Below are 14,498 nucleotides of genomic sequence, written 5' to 3'. Positions count from 1 at the left end.
TTACACTCCGCAAGTGGCCTCGATGATCGGATCGTTGGTAGAACCTGTTACCCAATCGGCGTTCAGCAACTGGCCGTTGTCACCAAACTCTGCCCCATCCGCCAGATTGGCGCGTTGGTTCTTGTCGCAATCCACAGCGACCGGCAATTTTGAAACCGGTGCCCAACGGCCAAAGAAATACAGTTCAACGAGGCGCTGTTCAGGCACTTGGTCATTGGTGCGCACAGATAGGGTGTCGATTGCGGCAAAACGATCAACAAAGGGCATCGCATAAGTCCAGGGACGGTACAAAGCGCGGCTTTCGACCTCTTGAATGATGATCAGACCATCTGGAAGCGTATCGCGCGTGCGGTCAAACCATGAATACTCGCTGTTGATCGTCATCCCGATCATGCCAATGCCCGCCGCGACTGGTGCGGACCAACGAGGCAGGCGTCCACCTGTCAGTTTATTGATCACCATCACGATGCCGGCTAGGGCGACGCCTGCAAATATCGTGCCGATCAGTTCTAAGAACATGAATACTCTCCAAGGTTCCTGAGGGTTTAGCCCAGCATTCCTTTACCGTGGCCGACCGCCGATTGCATTGTTTTTACCACGACAAAGGCATCTCGCAGATGACTTCGCTCAAAGTCCGAAAGATCGGAAGGGGGCAGGAAATTGTCCGGCTTCTTGTTGCTTTTCACCAGGTGGGCCTGATGGTCCAGCCGCGTTTCGGCGATCAGATCGTAAGCGTCCAGCAGGTCGCGGGTACCTGAGGCGCTGAGGACGCCTGCCGCCCCAGCTGCTTTCAGGCGGGCACGTGTATTGGCCTGGGACAGTTGCCCCTGAAGGCTGTATATCCGGGCCAGGTCAACCACAGGCACAACGCCATTATGCTTTAGATCCAGCGTGTTGCGATGTTCACCCGAGCGTACCGTGGCAAACCCGCGTAACAGGCCCAGCGGCGGCGTGTGCTTTAACGAGTTCGAGATCATATGCGCCACAAAGATTGAATTCGCTTGGGCCGCGGCCAGCGTTTCGGCCTGCAGGTCATCGAACAGGTGAAATGCGCCGCCAATGGGGCGCAGGTCGAACATGACCGAGGCCAGCATCTGCGCCTCGGGGTTTGGTTTGGCGATCCACCCGCGAAAATAATCACGCCAGACACTTACCGGTTGGCACCAGCGTGGATTTGTCGCCATCATGTCGCCCGGGCAATAAAAGTACCCACATTTATCCAGCCCGTCCGACACGATTTTTGCCAGTGTCTGGAAATATGACATGTCGTCATCGGTTACTTTGTCATCCAGCATCAAGCAGTTGTCCTGATCCGACACCCCGGTTTGTTCCTGTCGTCCCTGCGATCCGCAGGCCAGCCATAGGTAAGGCACAGGTGGTGGTCCAAGCTGTTTTTCCGCCATTGCCAGCAAACGTCTGGTGGCTGTGTCGGCGATATCGGTAATCAGGCGTGTAACGATCTCGTGGCGATTTCCGGCAGCGACAAGCTGGACCAGAAGCCGGGGAATCTCTTCGGTCACTTCTGCCATCTGCTGCGCGGTTTGCGCAGTTGCTATCCGGCGCACCAACTCGGCGGAATTGACCGCCTGATAGTGGGTCAGGTCTGTCTGGGTGACAATTCCGACCAGACGCCCAGCTTCGGATACCGGAATATGGCCGATGCCGCGCTCCATCATGATGTGAAGAACATCCGATCCGATATCAGACGGCGACAGCGTCACCGGGTTTGCCGTCATTATTGCCGAGACAGGCGTATCCACAGACATCCCATCGGCAACGTATTTGCCCGAGATATCTCGTAAGGTGGCGATCCCCAAAAGAATGTCCCCCTCGGTGATGCAGAGAGAGGAAATATGTTTGTCCCTCATCATCTGCGCCGCTTCGCGAACGGTGGTATTAGGGGGGCAGGTTGCCGGGTTATGTGCCATCAGAACGTCGATAGCGCTGGTTGCAAGGCTTTGGGGGCTGGAGCGTTCCGTGCGGGTCCGATCAAAGAATTTGGCGACGATTTCATGTTCGTCAATGAGGTCTCGGATCAGGTTGGGCGGGATCACCAGAAAAACCGAGTTTGCGTGTGCCTGCGCTTTGGTCGCGGCTTTACCGTCTTTCAGTAAACCGCGTTCCCCGAAAGAATTGCGCAGTCCCAGATGAGAGACAATCGCGCCGTTCCTGTCAGTGATTTCAACCTGTCCTTCGTAAATGACGAATACGCCGGGCAGGGGCGCGCCCAGTTGATACACCGGGGATCCTTCTTCGACCTCCCAAACTTCGATCTGATCAGACAGCGTTGCCAGATCATCGGCGGGCAGGGCGTCATAAGGGTGAACGGATTTCAGAAACCGCGTGATCTCGGCTTGGGGCAGGGGCATCGGATACTCCTCGGTTTCTATTCGAAAAATCCCGCCCGGTGGAATGCCGGGCGGGAGTAGTCAGTCGAAAGACACGGCCTTTGGCAAGGTGCTCAGGGGCCGCATCTCTACTCAGTGATCCTGAGCGGCACCCGCGCCACGGGGAATGCGGACGCTTTCGACCAGATCCTTGATCTCTTGCGGGGTTTCCTTGGTCATGCCAGCCACCACATAGGCGACAGTGAAGTTGACCAATGCACCGATCGCACCGAACGAAGTCGACTTGATCGTACCCAACAGAGGATCAGCATCCGTGAACGAGTTGGTATCCGGAATGAACAACCAGCCCTTGTGCAGGAAGATGTAGACCAGGGTCACAGTCAGACCAGCCAGCATACCAGCAACCGCACCGGTGTTGTTGATGCGGGTCGAGAAGATCCCCATCATCAGCGCCGGGAAGATCGAGGCAGCTGCCAGACCAAACGCCAGGGCAACGGTCTGCGCTGCAAAACCCGGAGGGTTCAGGCCCAGATATGTCGCCACAACAATGGCCACGCCCATTGCGATCCGCGCCGACAGAAGCTCGGATTTTTCCGAAATCTGCGGGTTGATCGCGCCTTTGATCAGGTCGTGTGACACCGCGGACGAGATCGCCAGCAACAGGCCCGCAGCGGTCGACAGAGCAGCCGCAAGACCACCGGCAGCGACCAGACCGATCACCCAACCCGGCAGGTTGGCAATCTCGGGGTTGGCCAGAACCAGGATGTCACGGTTGAACTTGGTCAGCTCGTTTCCGACCCAGCCCTTCTCTTCCGCAAGCACCTGCATGTCGGCATTCTTGTCGTTATAGTACTGGATCTTGCCGTCGCCGTTCTTGTCTTCCCAGTCCAGCAGGCCGGTTTTCTTCCATGTGGCCATCCAGTCATAACGGGCGTCGTTGTCGATATCTTCGACGGATACGGCGCCACCTTCGATGCCGCCATTTGGCCACATCATGTCACTGATGTTTAGACGGGCCATTGCGCCAACCGCAGGGGCGGTCAGGTACAGCAGTGCGATGAACACCAGCGCCCAACCGGCAGACCAGCGGGCATCAGCCACTTTCGGCACGGTGAAGAAACGCATGATAACGTGCGGCAGACCGGCCGTACCGATCATCAGCGACAGCGTGAACAGCACCATGTTCAGCGTGTCCGAGTGGTGGGCGGTGTATTCGTTAAAGCCCAACTCGGTCACGATCGCATCCAGCTTGGTCAGCAGCGGTTCACCGCTGGCGGTATCACCAAACAGACCCAGAGCCGGAACCGGATTGCCAGTCAGTTGCAGGGAAATAAAGATGGCTGGGATTGTGTAGGCGGTGATCAGCACGCAGTACTGAGCGACCTGTGTGTAGGTCACGCCCTTCATCCCCCCAAACACCGCGTAGGCGAACACAACGGTTGCACCAATTAACAACCCGGTGGTGTTTGACACTTCAAGGAAGCGGCCAAAAGCTACGCCAACGCCGGTCATCTGGCCGATCACGTAGGTCACAGACGCTACGATCAGACAGATCACCGCCACGATACGCGCGGTCTGGCTGTAAAAGCGGTCGCCGATGAACTCTGACACGGTGAACTTGCCGAACTTACGCAGGTAAGGGGCAAGAAGCAGCGCCAGCAGCACATAACCACCGGTCCAACCCATCAGGAAGGATGAGTTGTCATAGCCGGTAAAGGCGATGAGGCCCGCCATCGAGATGAACGAGGCCGCAGACATCCAGTCTGCCGCTGTCGCCATACCGTTGGTGACCGGGTGAACGCCGCGACCGGCGGCGTAGAATTCTGATGTGGACCCAGCACGGGCCCAGATCGCGATGCCGATGTAAAGCGCAAAGGACGCGCCCACAAACAGCAGGTTGATGGTAAACTGGTCCATAGGGCCTTACTCCTCCTCAACGCCGTATTCAGCGTCTAGCTTGTTCATCCGCCAGGCATAGTTGAAGATCAGCAGCAGAAAGACCAAGATGGATCCCTGCTGAGCGAACCAAAAGCCGAGATCGGTTCCGCCGACGGAAATGCCGGACAGAAGTGGACGCAGCAAAATGCCGAATCCAAACGACACCAGCGCCCAGATTACCAGGCTGATGTAGATAAGACGCAGGTTGGCCTGCCAATAGCCCTTATCGGCTTCGGCAGTCTGCGCGGAGTGTGTTGATTGATCCGCCATCGCGGGTTCCTCCTTCGCTTCCTCTTTGAGCGGCCCGTTGTCCTAACCCTCCAGCGCGCGGGGCCACTTTTCGATATGCTTGATGCCAGGTGGCATCAGGCAAGACTTCTCTGGTCCGCCAGAGCGGGTCCTTTGAAGTTTTCCTTTAGGAATTCGGCCCTTATTGAGGGCGGGCCATATTCCCCTAGTTCATTGTGTCGCTGACGATCCGTTCCAGATTGCCGGCGATGTCTTCGATATTGCCCATTGCGTTCAGACCTTTCAGAACGCCGTGGTCTTGGTAATAAGTGATCAGCGGCGCGGTCTGCGCGTGATAGGCAGCCAGCCGTGAGGCGACGGTTTCAGCATTGTCATCTGCGCGGCGCTTGAACTCGGTCTTGCCGCATTTGTCGCATTTGCCTTCGACTGCGGGCGTTTTGAACCGATCATGGAACCCTTCGCCACATCCGGCACATGTGTAACGGCCGGAAATACGGATCACCATTTCAGCGTCTTCAACCTCAAGACTGATGGCTGCGTTGATCTTCTGACCGGTCTCTGACAGCAGCGCGTCCAGCGCCTGTGCCTGAACCGTGGTGCGGGGGAAGCCGTCCAGAATGACGCCCTTGGCGCAGTCCGGTTCGGCCAGACGATCCCGCAGGATTGCAATTACGATATCGTCACTGACCAGATCACCTGCCTCCATGACAGCTTTGGCGGCTTTTCCGGCTTCGGTTCCCGCGGCAACTGCCGCCCGTAACAGGTCACCCGTGCTGAGTTGGACAAGCCCGAACTTGTCTTCGAGCATACGGGCCTGTGTACCCTTCCCGGCGCCCGGGGGGCCGAGAAGGATCAGTACGGTGGGTGTAGTGATCGTGGCAGCGTCCATCACATCCTCACTTGCTTGCGCGGTTTTCGATCAAGTTGTCGACCACGGACGGATCAGCCAGGGTCGATGTGTCACCGAGCGATCCAAAATCATTCTCGGCGATCTTACGCAGGATACGGCGCATGATCTTGCCCGAGCGGGTTTTTGGCAGGCCAGGAGCCCATTGGATCACATCCGGGCTGGCAATCGGTCCGATCTCGGTCCGAACCCAGGTGCGCAGCTCTTTCACAAGCTCGTCCGAGGGTTCGCGATCATTCATCAAGGTGACATAGCAATAGATGCCTTGCCCTTTGATATCATGGGGATAGCCCACAACCGCGGCCTCGGCCACGGCAGCATGTGCCACCAGAGCGCTTTCGACCTCGGCCGTACCCATGCGGTGCCCCGAGACGTTGATCACATCGTCCACACGTCCGGTGATCCAGTAATCGCCATCCTCGTCCCGGCGGCAGCCATCACCGGTGAAGTAGTAGCCTTTGTAGTCCGAGAAATAAGTCTTCTCGAACCGTTCATGATCGCCCCAGACCGTACGCATCTGGCCGGGCCAGCTGTCCTTGATGCACAGCACGCCTTCGACGCCGTTGCCGTCGATCTCGACCCCGGATTGCGGGTCCAGAACCACAGGCTGGATGCCAAAGAACGGCTTCATGGCCGAGCCGGGCTTCATCGCGTGGGCACCGGGCAGGGGGGTCATCAGGTGACCACCGGTTTCGGTTTGCCACCAGGTGTCCACGATCGGGCAGCGCCCACCGCCGACAACGTCATTGTACCAGTTCCACGCTTCCGGGTTGATCGGCTCACCCACAGTGCCCAGCGTGCGCAGATCGCTCAGATCGCATTTCTCGACCCATTCATTGCCTTGCCCCATCAGGGCGCGCAAAGCGGTAGGGGCCGTGTAGAATTGATTGACCTTGTGCTTTTCACAGACCTGCCAAAAGCGGGATGCATCCGGATAGGTCGGAACACCTTCGAACATCAGCGTGGTCGCGCCATTGGCCAGCGGGCCATAGACGATATAGCTGTGGCCGGTCACCCAGCCGACATCGGCGGTACACCAATAGACGTCGCCTTCATGGTAATCGAAGGTGATCTCATGCGTCATTGCAGCATAGACCAGATATCCGCCGGTCGTGTGCACGACACCCTTCGGCTGACCGGTCGAACCGGAGGTATACAGAATGAACAGAGGATCTTCGGCGTCCATTTCCGCAGGCGTGCAATAGTCATCCGCCTCGAGCGCCATCTCGTTATAGTCGTAGTCGCGCCCGTCGATCCATGTGGTCTGGCCGTTGGTACGCTTGACAACCAAGCATTTCACCGTGTCCTTGCAGTGCAGCAGGGCCGCATCTGCGTTTGACTTCAACGGTGTCTTACGGCCGCCGCGAGGGGCCTCATCAGCTGTAATCAGAACCTTGGCGTCGCATCCGTTGACGCGTGCAGCCAGGGCATCGGGGGAAAACCCTGCAAAAACAATCGAGTGGATTGCGCCGATACGTGCGCACGCCAGCATGGCATATGCAGCCTCGGGGATCATCGGAAGATAAATGACCACACGGTCGCCTTTGCGCACGCCCATGGAAACCAGGATATTTGCCATCCGGCAGGTACGGCGGTGCAGCTCGGCATAGGTGATGTGTTGGGCGGGTTCATTCGGGTCATCAGGTTCCCAGATGATCGCAGTCTGATCGCCGCGTGTATTCAGATGACGATCCAGGCAGTTGGCTGAAACGTTCAGAGTGCCATCCGCATACCAGTTGATCCCGACCGAGCCCAAATCATAGCTGACGTCTTTCACTTGGGTATAGGGTTTGATCCAGTCAACGCGTTTGCCTTGTTCGCCCCAGAATGCAACGGGGTCGTTTATAGAAGCCGTGTACATTTCGCCGTATTTCTTGGCATCGACATGCGCACGCGCTGAAATTTCTGCGGATGGCGGATAAACTTTGGCATCTGCCTGAGCAGCGGTTGTCATTCTGAGGTTCCTCCCTCTGGACTTAAATTCACTGGGACAATCTTGCCCGCTGAACAGGCAATGTCGACCTGTTTCCTCCCGATGCAGGATAATACGGAGATCAGAAAACAAAGAAATAAATTACAGAAATAGCAGGGTTTATTTGTTAATAAATTTCATTCCGTCTGGGGGATTTGTAAAGGAAATCGTAATATAGTAAAAAAATATATTTAAAACAGGAGTATAGATGTTAACCACATTTCAACTGTTTTCAAAGTGCTCGCCCGTGAAATTTACACATTTCATATACACCTTATGATTGTTAGCGCTGGCGGGCGGATTGCAGATTTTGGTGGGTGGTCTGGCAGGGGTTGGCACATATCGATGTTGGCGCTAGCTTTACGCGCAAGCGACCCAAAAAAGGGGGCGCATCAATGGGAGAAATCACTATGACTAAAATGTTGAGCGGTGCCGCCGTCGCCGCCCTGACTGTTGCATTCGTTACCGAAGCTGCAGCAACAGAATGGAATGCTTCGGTCTGGGGCAAACGCCGGGCCTTTACCGAACATGTCGAGAAACTGGCTGAACTGGTCAGCGAAAAAACCGGTGGCGAATTCACGATCAATGTCAGCTATGGCGGGCTGTCAAAGCCGAAAGAGAATCTGGACGGGATTGAGATCGGTGCATTCGAAATGGCGCAGTTCTGCGCAGGCTATCACCGCGACAAAAATCGGGCGATCACTGTACTTGAACTGCCGTTCCTGGGTGTGAACAATTTGGAAGAAGAGGTGGCCGTCAGCCACGCTGTATATGATCATCCCGCCGTTAAGGATGAGATGGCTCAGTGGAATGCCCGGATCATCATGACGTCGCCAATGCCCCAGTATAATATCGTTGGAACCGGTGATCCGCGCTCAACGCTTGCCGATTTTGACGGCATGCGTGTACGTGCGACTGGCGGGCTGGGCAAGGCGTTTGAGGCCGTTGGCGGTGTTCCAACATCGGTGCCCGCGACCGAGGCGTTTAATGCGATGGAATCCGGTGTAGTTGATACAGTGGCCTTTGCTCAGCACGCACATTTGTCTTTCGGCACCATCAACGAAGCCGACTGGTGGACAGCCAACCTGAACCCCGGCACTGTAAACTGTCCGGTTGTGGTCAATATCGACGCCTACGAAGCGCTGCCTGCAGAACATCGTGAAGCGCTTAACAGTTCTGTCGACGAGGCCATTGCCCATTATCTCGCCAATTACGGCGGTCTGCTGGAGCAGTGGGATGGTGTGTTGACCGAAAAAGGCGTGCAGAAAGTTCAGATCGACGAGGCCGTGCTGGAGGAATTCCGCACCAAGGCTGCTGATCCGATCCGCGAGCAATGGATCGCTGACATGTCCGCGCAGGGTCTGCCTGCGCAGGATCTATATGATCTTGTTCAACTGACGCTGAAACAACAGCGTGGCGGGAACTGATCACGCGTTCCGGGTACCCAGCGCGGTACCCGGACACTGATTCCAATACAGAAAGGGCCAGCGGAATGGCAGGACAGGCGACGGTGCTTGCGGATGATAGCCGTCTGAGCAGGCTGGACCAGCTGCTGTTAAGGGCCGAGCGTACGCTTGCACTGATCAGCGGAATTGCCGTGTTCGGGTTAATGGTGCTGGCAGTTGTCTCGGTGAGCGGGCGCAACGCCTATAACGCGCCATTGCCGGGCTATGTCGATTGGATCGAGCAAGCCATGCCTTTGATTGCGTTTCTAGGTATCTCTTACGTACAACGCGATGGGGGCCATATCCGGATGGATATTGTCATTTCGCGGCTACACGGACGGGCTTTGTGGCTGTTCGAGTTGATTTCGGTCGTTCTCATCCTGGTGCTCATGTTGGCATTGGTCTGGGGCAGCTGGTCCCATTTCGACAGATCATTCGACTTTGGCGCACCTCTGTGGAGCCGGGACAGCTCGATCGACATTGGCATCCCGCTCTGGCCTGCCAAGTTACTGGCACCTATTGCGTTTTCGGTACTTTGCTTGCGGCTTGTGCTGCAAATCTGGGGTTATGGACGGGCCTTTGTGCTGGGCCTACAAAACCCAGTTGCGGTGCCGATGATACAGGACGCTGCTGCGCAGGCTGCCGCTGAAGCCGAACAATTCGAAGGGCAGGACTAGTAAATGGACTCGATTGAGATTGGCCTCTGGGTCACCGGTGGCCTGCTGGTTCTGGTTATCACCGGAATGCGTGTGGCTTTTGCCGCGGCTTTGGCGGGGCTGATCGGTCTGGTTTGGATATTCTGGGCCAAATTCGGATATGATCCTGACCGATTTGGCAAGGCGCTGACCGTTGCGGTAAAAACCGCAGGGCAAGTGCCGCATTCCAAGGTTGCAGCCCATACGCTCAGCCTGATCCCGACCTTTATCCTGATCGGTTACCTTGCCTACTACGCAGGCCTGACGCGCGCGCTGTTCGAGGCGGCCAAGCGCTGGGTGGCCTGGGTTCCGGGTGGGCTTGCGGTCGCAACCGTGTTTGCCACCGCTGGTTTTGCTGCAGTCTCGGGGGCATCGGTCGCGACATCTGCGGTATTTGCCCGGATCGCGATCCCGGAAATGCTGAAGGTCGGGTACAACAAACAATTTGCGGCGGGCGTAGTTGCTGCAGGCGGCACGTTGGCCTCGCTGATCCCACCTTCTGCGATCCTTGTGATTTATGCGATCATCGTAGAGCAGGATGTGGGCAAACTGCTGCTCGCCGGGTTCATACCGGGAGCCTTTTCGGCGGTTATTTACGGGTTGCTGATCGTCGGTATCGCGGTGGTGTTCAAGAATGTCGGCCCACCGGTCACTGGCTTTACCTGGAAACAGCGTTTTGCTTCTTTGCCTGGCGCTCTGCCGATTGTGGCGGTGATCCTGATCATCATCTGTTTTGTCTATAACCCCTTTGGTGAGAAAGCCTGGGGCACACCAACCGAGGGCGGCGCAATAGGTGCCTTCATCGTATTCTGTTTCGCCTTGTTCCACGGCATGAGATGGGCAGAGTTGAAATCCGCACTGCTCGAGACAGCCAAATTGACCGCAATGATCTTTTCGATCATCTGGGGTGTGCTGATCTATGTCAGGTTCCTGGGATTCGCCGATTTGCCGAACGCGTTTTCCGATTGGATCACATCGCTGACCATGTCACCCATGCTGATCCTGATCTGCATCCTGCTGGCCTATGCGGTGCTCGGCATGTTCATGGATGCCATCGGGATGCTGCTGCTGACTCTGCCGGTTGTCTATCCGGCAGTTATGGCGCTGAACGGGGGCGAGGCCGTCACCGCTGCGGAAAGTACGTTTGGGATGTCCGGTCCGATGTGCGCCATCTGGTTTGGTATTTTGGTAGTGAAAATGGCCGAGTTCTGCCTGATCACACCACCGATCGGTTTGAATTGCTTTGTCGTTGCCGGCGTCCGCCCTGATCTGAGCGTTCAGGACGTGTTCAAGGGCGTGACGCCGTTTTTCATCGCCGACGCCGTGACGATTGCGCTGCTGGTCGCCTTTCCGGGCATCGTTCTGTACCTGCCTTCGCTGGCCGGGTAATTGGTGGCATCTGGCAAAGTCAATCTTTGGTGATACCTGCCCCCGGCTGGCGCACGGGGGCAGGGTATCTCTATTTCGCTCGCATCAGCATTCCGTACAGATCGCGCGGGTCGTCAGGGTCTGCCAGCATGTCCAGGGGTTCGTAGTAATCTGTGCCCCGGACTGCGGACTGGATGTAGCGCAGGGCTGAAAAATCCTCGATCGCGAAGCCTACGCTGTCAAACAACGTGATCTGACGATCATCTTTGCGACCCTCGGCCTGTCCCGTCATGACCTGCCACAACTCGGTGACGGGATGATCGTCTTCAAGGGCCTGAATCTCGCCCTCAATACGGGTTTGTTCCGGGTATTCGACGAATATTTCAGAGCGTAGCAGGATATCTCTGTGCAGTTCGGTTTTGCCAGGACAGTCGCCGCCGATCGCGTTGATGTGGACGCCTGGGCCGACCAAGTTATCGGTCAGGATCGTGGCATTTTTCTTGTCCGCTGTGCAGGTCGTGATGATATGCGCGCCTTCGATGGCGTCCTCAGGGGATTTGCATTTCACGACCGAGAGGCCAGAGCCCGCCAAGTTGGCCGCACATTTTTCGGTGGCAGCCGCGTCGGTGTCGTACAAGCGAACAGTATCAATCCCGCACATGGCCTTGAAGGCGAGGCACTGAAATTCGGATTGCGCGCCATTCCCGATCATTGCCATGGTCGAGGCCGATTTGGGCGCAAGATAGCTGCCGACCAGGGCAGAGGTTGCTGCGGTGCGCAATGCAGTCAGCATGGTCATTTCGGTCAGCAGGGTCGGATAGCCTGTGTAGACGTCTGCCAACAATCCAAATGCGGTAACGGTCTGTAGGCCCTCGGAGGTGTTCTTGGGGTGGCCGTTGACGTATTTAAACCCATAGGCCTCACCGTCTGAGGTTGGCATCAGTTCAATCACCCCATGCGGCGAGTGGGCAGGGATGCGGGGTGTTTTGTCAAAGCTTTCCCACCGTTTGAAATCAGCTTCGATTTGCGCCGCAATATCGGTGATCATACGTTCGACGCCGATGTGGTGGACCAGTCTCATCATATTGTCGACAGACACAAACGGCACCAGGGCCTTTTCAGATGGTTGCATTAGGGGCTCCTATCGGCGGGACAGGTGGATGCCTGCAATCATGCAGCGCACGGATCCACCGGCAGTTTCAATGGTGGGAATCGAAAGCGGCAGAGGTGTCGCGCTGGCTTCGATTGTAACGATTTGTTCCGGGGTCAGGGCGGCAAGTGCCCTGCTGGACAGCGCCAGCACGGGACCATTCAGGCCGCTCAGTTCGATGGCGTTGCCAGCAAATTCAGCGATCTGATCATGGGTCAGGTCAATGACCGTGCGACCGGATTCTTCCAGCCTGGCTTTCACTGTCGCGCGGCGTTCGGGGTCCGCGATCATATCAAGACAGATCAGCGCGTATTTGGAGCCGATGCCCATCAGAACATTCGTGTGATAGACATCACGTCCTGCGGCATCATGCGCCTCGAATGCGATGGGCTCATAGTTGAAATGGGTGCAGAAACGCTCCAACAGAACGGGGTCGGCGCGGTTGGATTTGACCGTGTAGGCCACGCGGCCAATGTGGTCCAGAACCATCGCTCCGGTGCCTTCCAGCGCCAGTCTGTCCTGTTCAAGCCCGGAATAATCGATCACGTCCTGAACACGATACTCCTGTTTCAACATTTCTATGACGTCGGCGCGACGTTCGCGCCTGCGCGACGGCACAAACATCGGATAAATTGCCACATGTCCGCCGGGATGGGTCGAGAACCAGTTGTTCGGAAATACGCTGTCTGGTGTGTCGAGGTCTCCGAAATCGTCGAAGACATGAACCTTAATACCCGCATCGCGCAGCAGCGCCACCGCCTGATCATGTTCATCGCGTGCTTGGACAGACGTGGCCGCTGCTGAGCGGTTGGCCAAGGTCTGGAACGCATTGTCGTCGCGTGTCTCGGGGTTCGAAGCAAATGCATGGGGCCGGATCATCACAACGGCTGGTGGGGCTTGTAGAGATTGCATCAGAAGCTCCGGGTGGGGCGGTCAAAGATGCGGCGACCCAGCAATGAGGCGGCCAGATCGACCATCAGCTTTGCAGTGCGGCCGCGTTCGTCCAGAAACGGGTTCAATTCTACCAGATCCAGCGAGCAGACAAGACCGCTTTCGTGTAGCAGTTCCATCACTAGATGGGCCTCGCGTTCGGTCGCGCCACCTGGAACTGTTGTGCCAACTGCAGGAGCAATGGACGGATCAAGGAAATCCACATCCAGCGAAACATGAAGGATGCCATCCGCTGCCCGGACCCGCTCCAGAAAGGCCATCAGCGGTGCTTTGATGCCGTTTTCGTCGATGCTTCGCATATCGGCCAGCATTGCGCGATCCTGTTCCAGCCGAGCCCGTTCGGCTGGGTCGACCGAGCGCAGACCGATCATGCCGACCCGGTCGGTCGGAACTGGCGATGAAACCGGTGGGAAGTCGTCAAATCCGGGCTGTCCGGTGAAATAGGCTACGGGTGTCCCGTGCAGGTTGCCGCTATCGGTGCTCTCGGGTGTGTGGAAATCGCTATGCGCGTCCAGCCAGAGAACGAACAGTGGGCGTTCGATCCGCTCGGCGTGCTGTGCCATACCCAAAACCGTGCCCATCGAAAGTGCATGATCGCCGCCCATGAAAATTGGCAGGCCTTGTGGGGCGACATCCTGCGCAACACGGCTGAGAGCCTTGGTCCAGCCGACACACTCGGGCAGGGCGAAGAGATGCGAATGTTCGGACATATCCGGAATGTCAGGTGTGATATCGCCGAGATCCCGTAGGTGAAGGCCGAGATCAGAAAGAGCTGATTGAAGCCCCGCAACCCGATAGGCATCGGGGCCCATCCGGCAGCCTTGTCGACGCTTGCCCGAATCCATCGGGGCGCCAACCAGAATTACGTTGTTTGTATCCATATGGAATACTACTCCGGCAATGTGGCTTGCGGATAGGGATCAAAATGCTCAAAATGGAACCGCAAGTGACATAACGGAAGTATTGAATGGACGATTTGGATGGCAAGCTTCTCAGCGCTCTGCACCGGGATGCCCGTGCTTCACTCTCGGAACTGGCTGAAACACTGGGGGTCACACGCACAACAGTGCGCAGCCGTCTGCAACGTTTGAAGCAATCCGGCGAGATTGTGGGCTTTACGGTTCTGACACGGCAGGATGTGGCGCAAAGCCCGGTCAGAGGGTTGATGATGCTGGAAATCGAAGGGCGCGGCACCGAGCGCACCATGGCCCAAATTGCCGCCATGCCACAGGTGCGGGCTGTCCATTCGACAAATGGCGGTTGGGACTTGATTGCCGAGATTGGGACCGAGACCCTGGCCGAACTGGATGAAATCCTGTTTCGCATCCGCAGGATCGAGGGGATTACGCGATCCGAAACCAACTTACTTCTTTCTACTCGGAAAGGCCGCGTCTGATTGCTGTAGTGCTTTGAGCAGCAATGAATATGTGTAAAAGTTGCGATGCGTTCGCCACCCGCGCAAAGGCAGCTGCAAA

At 56.8% G+C, this 14,498-nt stretch carries 13 protein-coding genes; 4 read left to right on the top strand and 9 right to left on the bottom strand.

Annotated elements, in window-relative coordinates; all coding sequences use genetic code 11:
- The 6 genes from AC2FIP_RS04455 to acs all read right to left on the bottom strand — a co-directional run bounded on the left by AC2FIP_RS04455 (position 1) and on the right by acs (position 7,396).
- Positions 1 to 519: a hypothetical protein gene (locus AC2FIP_RS04455; protein WP_142634335.1), complete on the bottom strand. Its 519-nt coding sequence runs from the start codon at positions 517 to 519 to the stop codon at positions 1 to 3.
- Between the two features lie 26 nt (positions 520 to 545).
- Positions 546 to 2,369 (bottom strand): DUF294 nucleotidyltransferase-like domain-containing protein, encoded by a 1,824-nt coding sequence (locus AC2FIP_RS04450; RefSeq protein WP_496785301.1) that lies wholly within the window; start codon positions 2,367 to 2,369, stop codon positions 546 to 548.
- 111 nt (positions 2,370 to 2,480) lie between these two features.
- A complete protein-coding gene (locus AC2FIP_RS04445) occupies positions 2,481 to 4,265 on the bottom strand; it encodes a sodium:solute symporter family protein (protein ID WP_496749083.1) in 1,785 nt (594 codons plus the stop codon).
- Between the two features lie 6 nt (positions 4,266 to 4,271).
- Positions 4,272 to 4,556, bottom strand: a complete 285-nt coding sequence (locus tag AC2FIP_RS04440; RefSeq protein WP_142634329.1) for a DUF4212 domain-containing protein — start codon at positions 4,554 to 4,556, stop codon at positions 4,272 to 4,274.
- Positions 4,557 to 4,740: 184 nt separating this feature from the next.
- Positions 4,741 to 5,424 carry an adenylate kinase gene (locus tag AC2FIP_RS04435; RefSeq protein WP_496749082.1) on the bottom strand — a complete coding sequence of 228 codons (684 nt, stop codon included), beginning with the start codon at positions 5,422 to 5,424 and terminating at the stop codon, positions 4,741 to 4,743.
- Between the two features lie 7 nt (positions 5,425 to 5,431).
- The gene (gene acs, locus AC2FIP_RS04430) at positions 5,432 to 7,396 is read right to left on the bottom strand and encodes an acetate--CoA ligase (protein WP_496785299.1); all 1,965 of its coding nucleotides are present in this window, start codon (positions 7,394 to 7,396) and stop codon (positions 5,432 to 5,434) included.
- Positions 7,397 to 7,824: 428 nt separating this feature from the next.
- On the opposite strand from acs, the gene AC2FIP_RS04425 reads away from it, so the two are divergent.
- The 3 genes from AC2FIP_RS04425 (at position 7,825) to AC2FIP_RS04415 (ending at position 10,943) form a co-directional block, all read left to right on the top strand.
- The gene (locus AC2FIP_RS04425) at positions 7,825 to 8,841 is read left to right on the top strand and encodes a C4-dicarboxylate TRAP transporter substrate-binding protein (protein WP_496695146.1); all 1,017 of its coding nucleotides are present in this window, start codon (positions 7,825 to 7,827) and stop codon (positions 8,839 to 8,841) included.
- Positions 8,842 to 8,906: 65 nt separating this feature from the next.
- Entirely contained in the window at positions 8,907 to 9,536 is a 630-nt protein-coding gene (locus AC2FIP_RS04420; RefSeq protein ID WP_142634321.1) for a TRAP transporter small permease subunit, read from the top strand.
- A gap of 3 nt (positions 9,537 to 9,539) precedes the next feature.
- Entirely contained in the window at positions 9,540 to 10,943 is a 1,404-nt protein-coding gene (locus AC2FIP_RS04415; protein ID WP_496690699.1) for a TRAP transporter large permease, read from the top strand.
- A 70-nt stretch (positions 10,944 to 11,013) separates the two neighbouring features.
- Here AC2FIP_RS04415 and ocd read toward each other — a convergent pair whose 3' ends face one another.
- The 3 genes from ocd to rocF are packed head-to-tail and all read right to left on the bottom strand — an operon-like array spanning position 11,014 to position 13,904.
- Positions 11,014 to 12,054: an ornithine cyclodeaminase gene (gene ocd / locus AC2FIP_RS04410; RefSeq protein ID WP_142634317.1), complete on the bottom strand. Its 1,041-nt coding sequence runs from the start codon at positions 12,052 to 12,054 to the stop codon at positions 11,014 to 11,016.
- Between the two features lie 9 nt (positions 12,055 to 12,063).
- Complete coding sequence (ctlX, locus tag AC2FIP_RS04405; RefSeq protein WP_496785297.1) at positions 12,064 to 12,984, bottom strand: citrulline utilization hydrolase CtlX; 921 nt, start codon at positions 12,982 to 12,984, stop codon at positions 12,064 to 12,066.
- The gene (gene rocF, locus AC2FIP_RS04400; RefSeq protein WP_282027450.1) at positions 12,984 to 13,904 is read right to left on the bottom strand and encodes an arginase; all 921 of its coding nucleotides are present in this window, start codon (positions 13,902 to 13,904) and stop codon (positions 12,984 to 12,986) included. Before rocF ends, ctlX begins: the two co-directional genes overlap by 1 nt.
- A gap of 86 nt (positions 13,905 to 13,990) precedes the next feature.
- Between rocF and AC2FIP_RS04395 the strand changes: the two genes are divergently transcribed.
- Complete coding sequence (locus tag AC2FIP_RS04395; RefSeq protein ID WP_142634311.1) at positions 13,991 to 14,419, top strand: Lrp/AsnC family transcriptional regulator; 429 nt, start codon at positions 13,991 to 13,993, stop codon at positions 14,417 to 14,419.
- The last annotated feature ends 79 nt before the right edge of the window (positions 14,420 to 14,498 follow it).

Source organism: Ruegeria sp. CDSB114 (genome assembly GCF_059611025.1).
This window is presented reverse-complemented; position numbering and strand designations above follow the sequence as displayed.

Coding starts and splice junctions, on each gene's coding strand:
- AC2FIP_RS04425 (WP_496695146.1), top strand. CDS start 7,825: ATGACTAAAATGTTGAGCGGTGCCGCCGTCGCCGCCCTGACTGTTGCA.
- AC2FIP_RS04455 (WP_142634335.1), bottom strand. CDS start 519: ATGTTCTTAGAACTGATCGGCACGATATTTGCAGGCGTCGCCCTAGCC.
- ocd (WP_142634317.1), bottom strand. CDS start 12,054: ATGCAACCATCTGAAAAGGCCCTGGTGCCGTTTGTGTCTGTCGACAAT.
- rocF (WP_282027450.1), bottom strand. CDS start 13,904: ATGGATACAAACAACGTAATTCTGGTTGGCGCCCCGATGGATTCGGGC.
- ctlX (WP_496785297.1), bottom strand. CDS start 12,984: ATGCAATCTCTACAAGCCCCACCAGCCGTTGTGATGATCCGGCCCCAT.
- AC2FIP_RS04440 (WP_142634329.1), bottom strand. CDS start 4,556: ATGGCGGATCAATCAACACACTCCGCGCAGACTGCCGAAGCCGATAAG.
- AC2FIP_RS04445 (WP_496749083.1), bottom strand. CDS start 4,265: ATGGACCAGTTTACCATCAACCTGCTGTTTGTGGGCGCGTCCTTTGCG.
- AC2FIP_RS04450 (WP_496785301.1), bottom strand. CDS start 2,369: ATGCCCCTGCCCCAAGCCGAGATCACGCGGTTTCTGAAATCCGTTCAC.
- AC2FIP_RS04420 (WP_142634321.1), top strand. CDS start 8,907: ATGGCAGGACAGGCGACGGTGCTTGCGGATGATAGCCGTCTGAGCAGG.
- acs (WP_496785299.1), bottom strand. CDS start 7,396: ATGACAACCGCTGCTCAGGCAGATGCCAAAGTTTATCCGCCATCCGCA.
- AC2FIP_RS04415 (WP_496690699.1), top strand. CDS start 9,540: ATGGACTCGATTGAGATTGGCCTCTGGGTCACCGGTGGCCTGCTGGTT.
- AC2FIP_RS04395 (WP_142634311.1), top strand. CDS start 13,991: ATGGACGATTTGGATGGCAAGCTTCTCAGCGCTCTGCACCGGGATGCC.
- AC2FIP_RS04435 (WP_496749082.1), bottom strand. CDS start 5,424: ATGGACGCTGCCACGATCACTACACCCACCGTACTGATCCTTCTCGGC.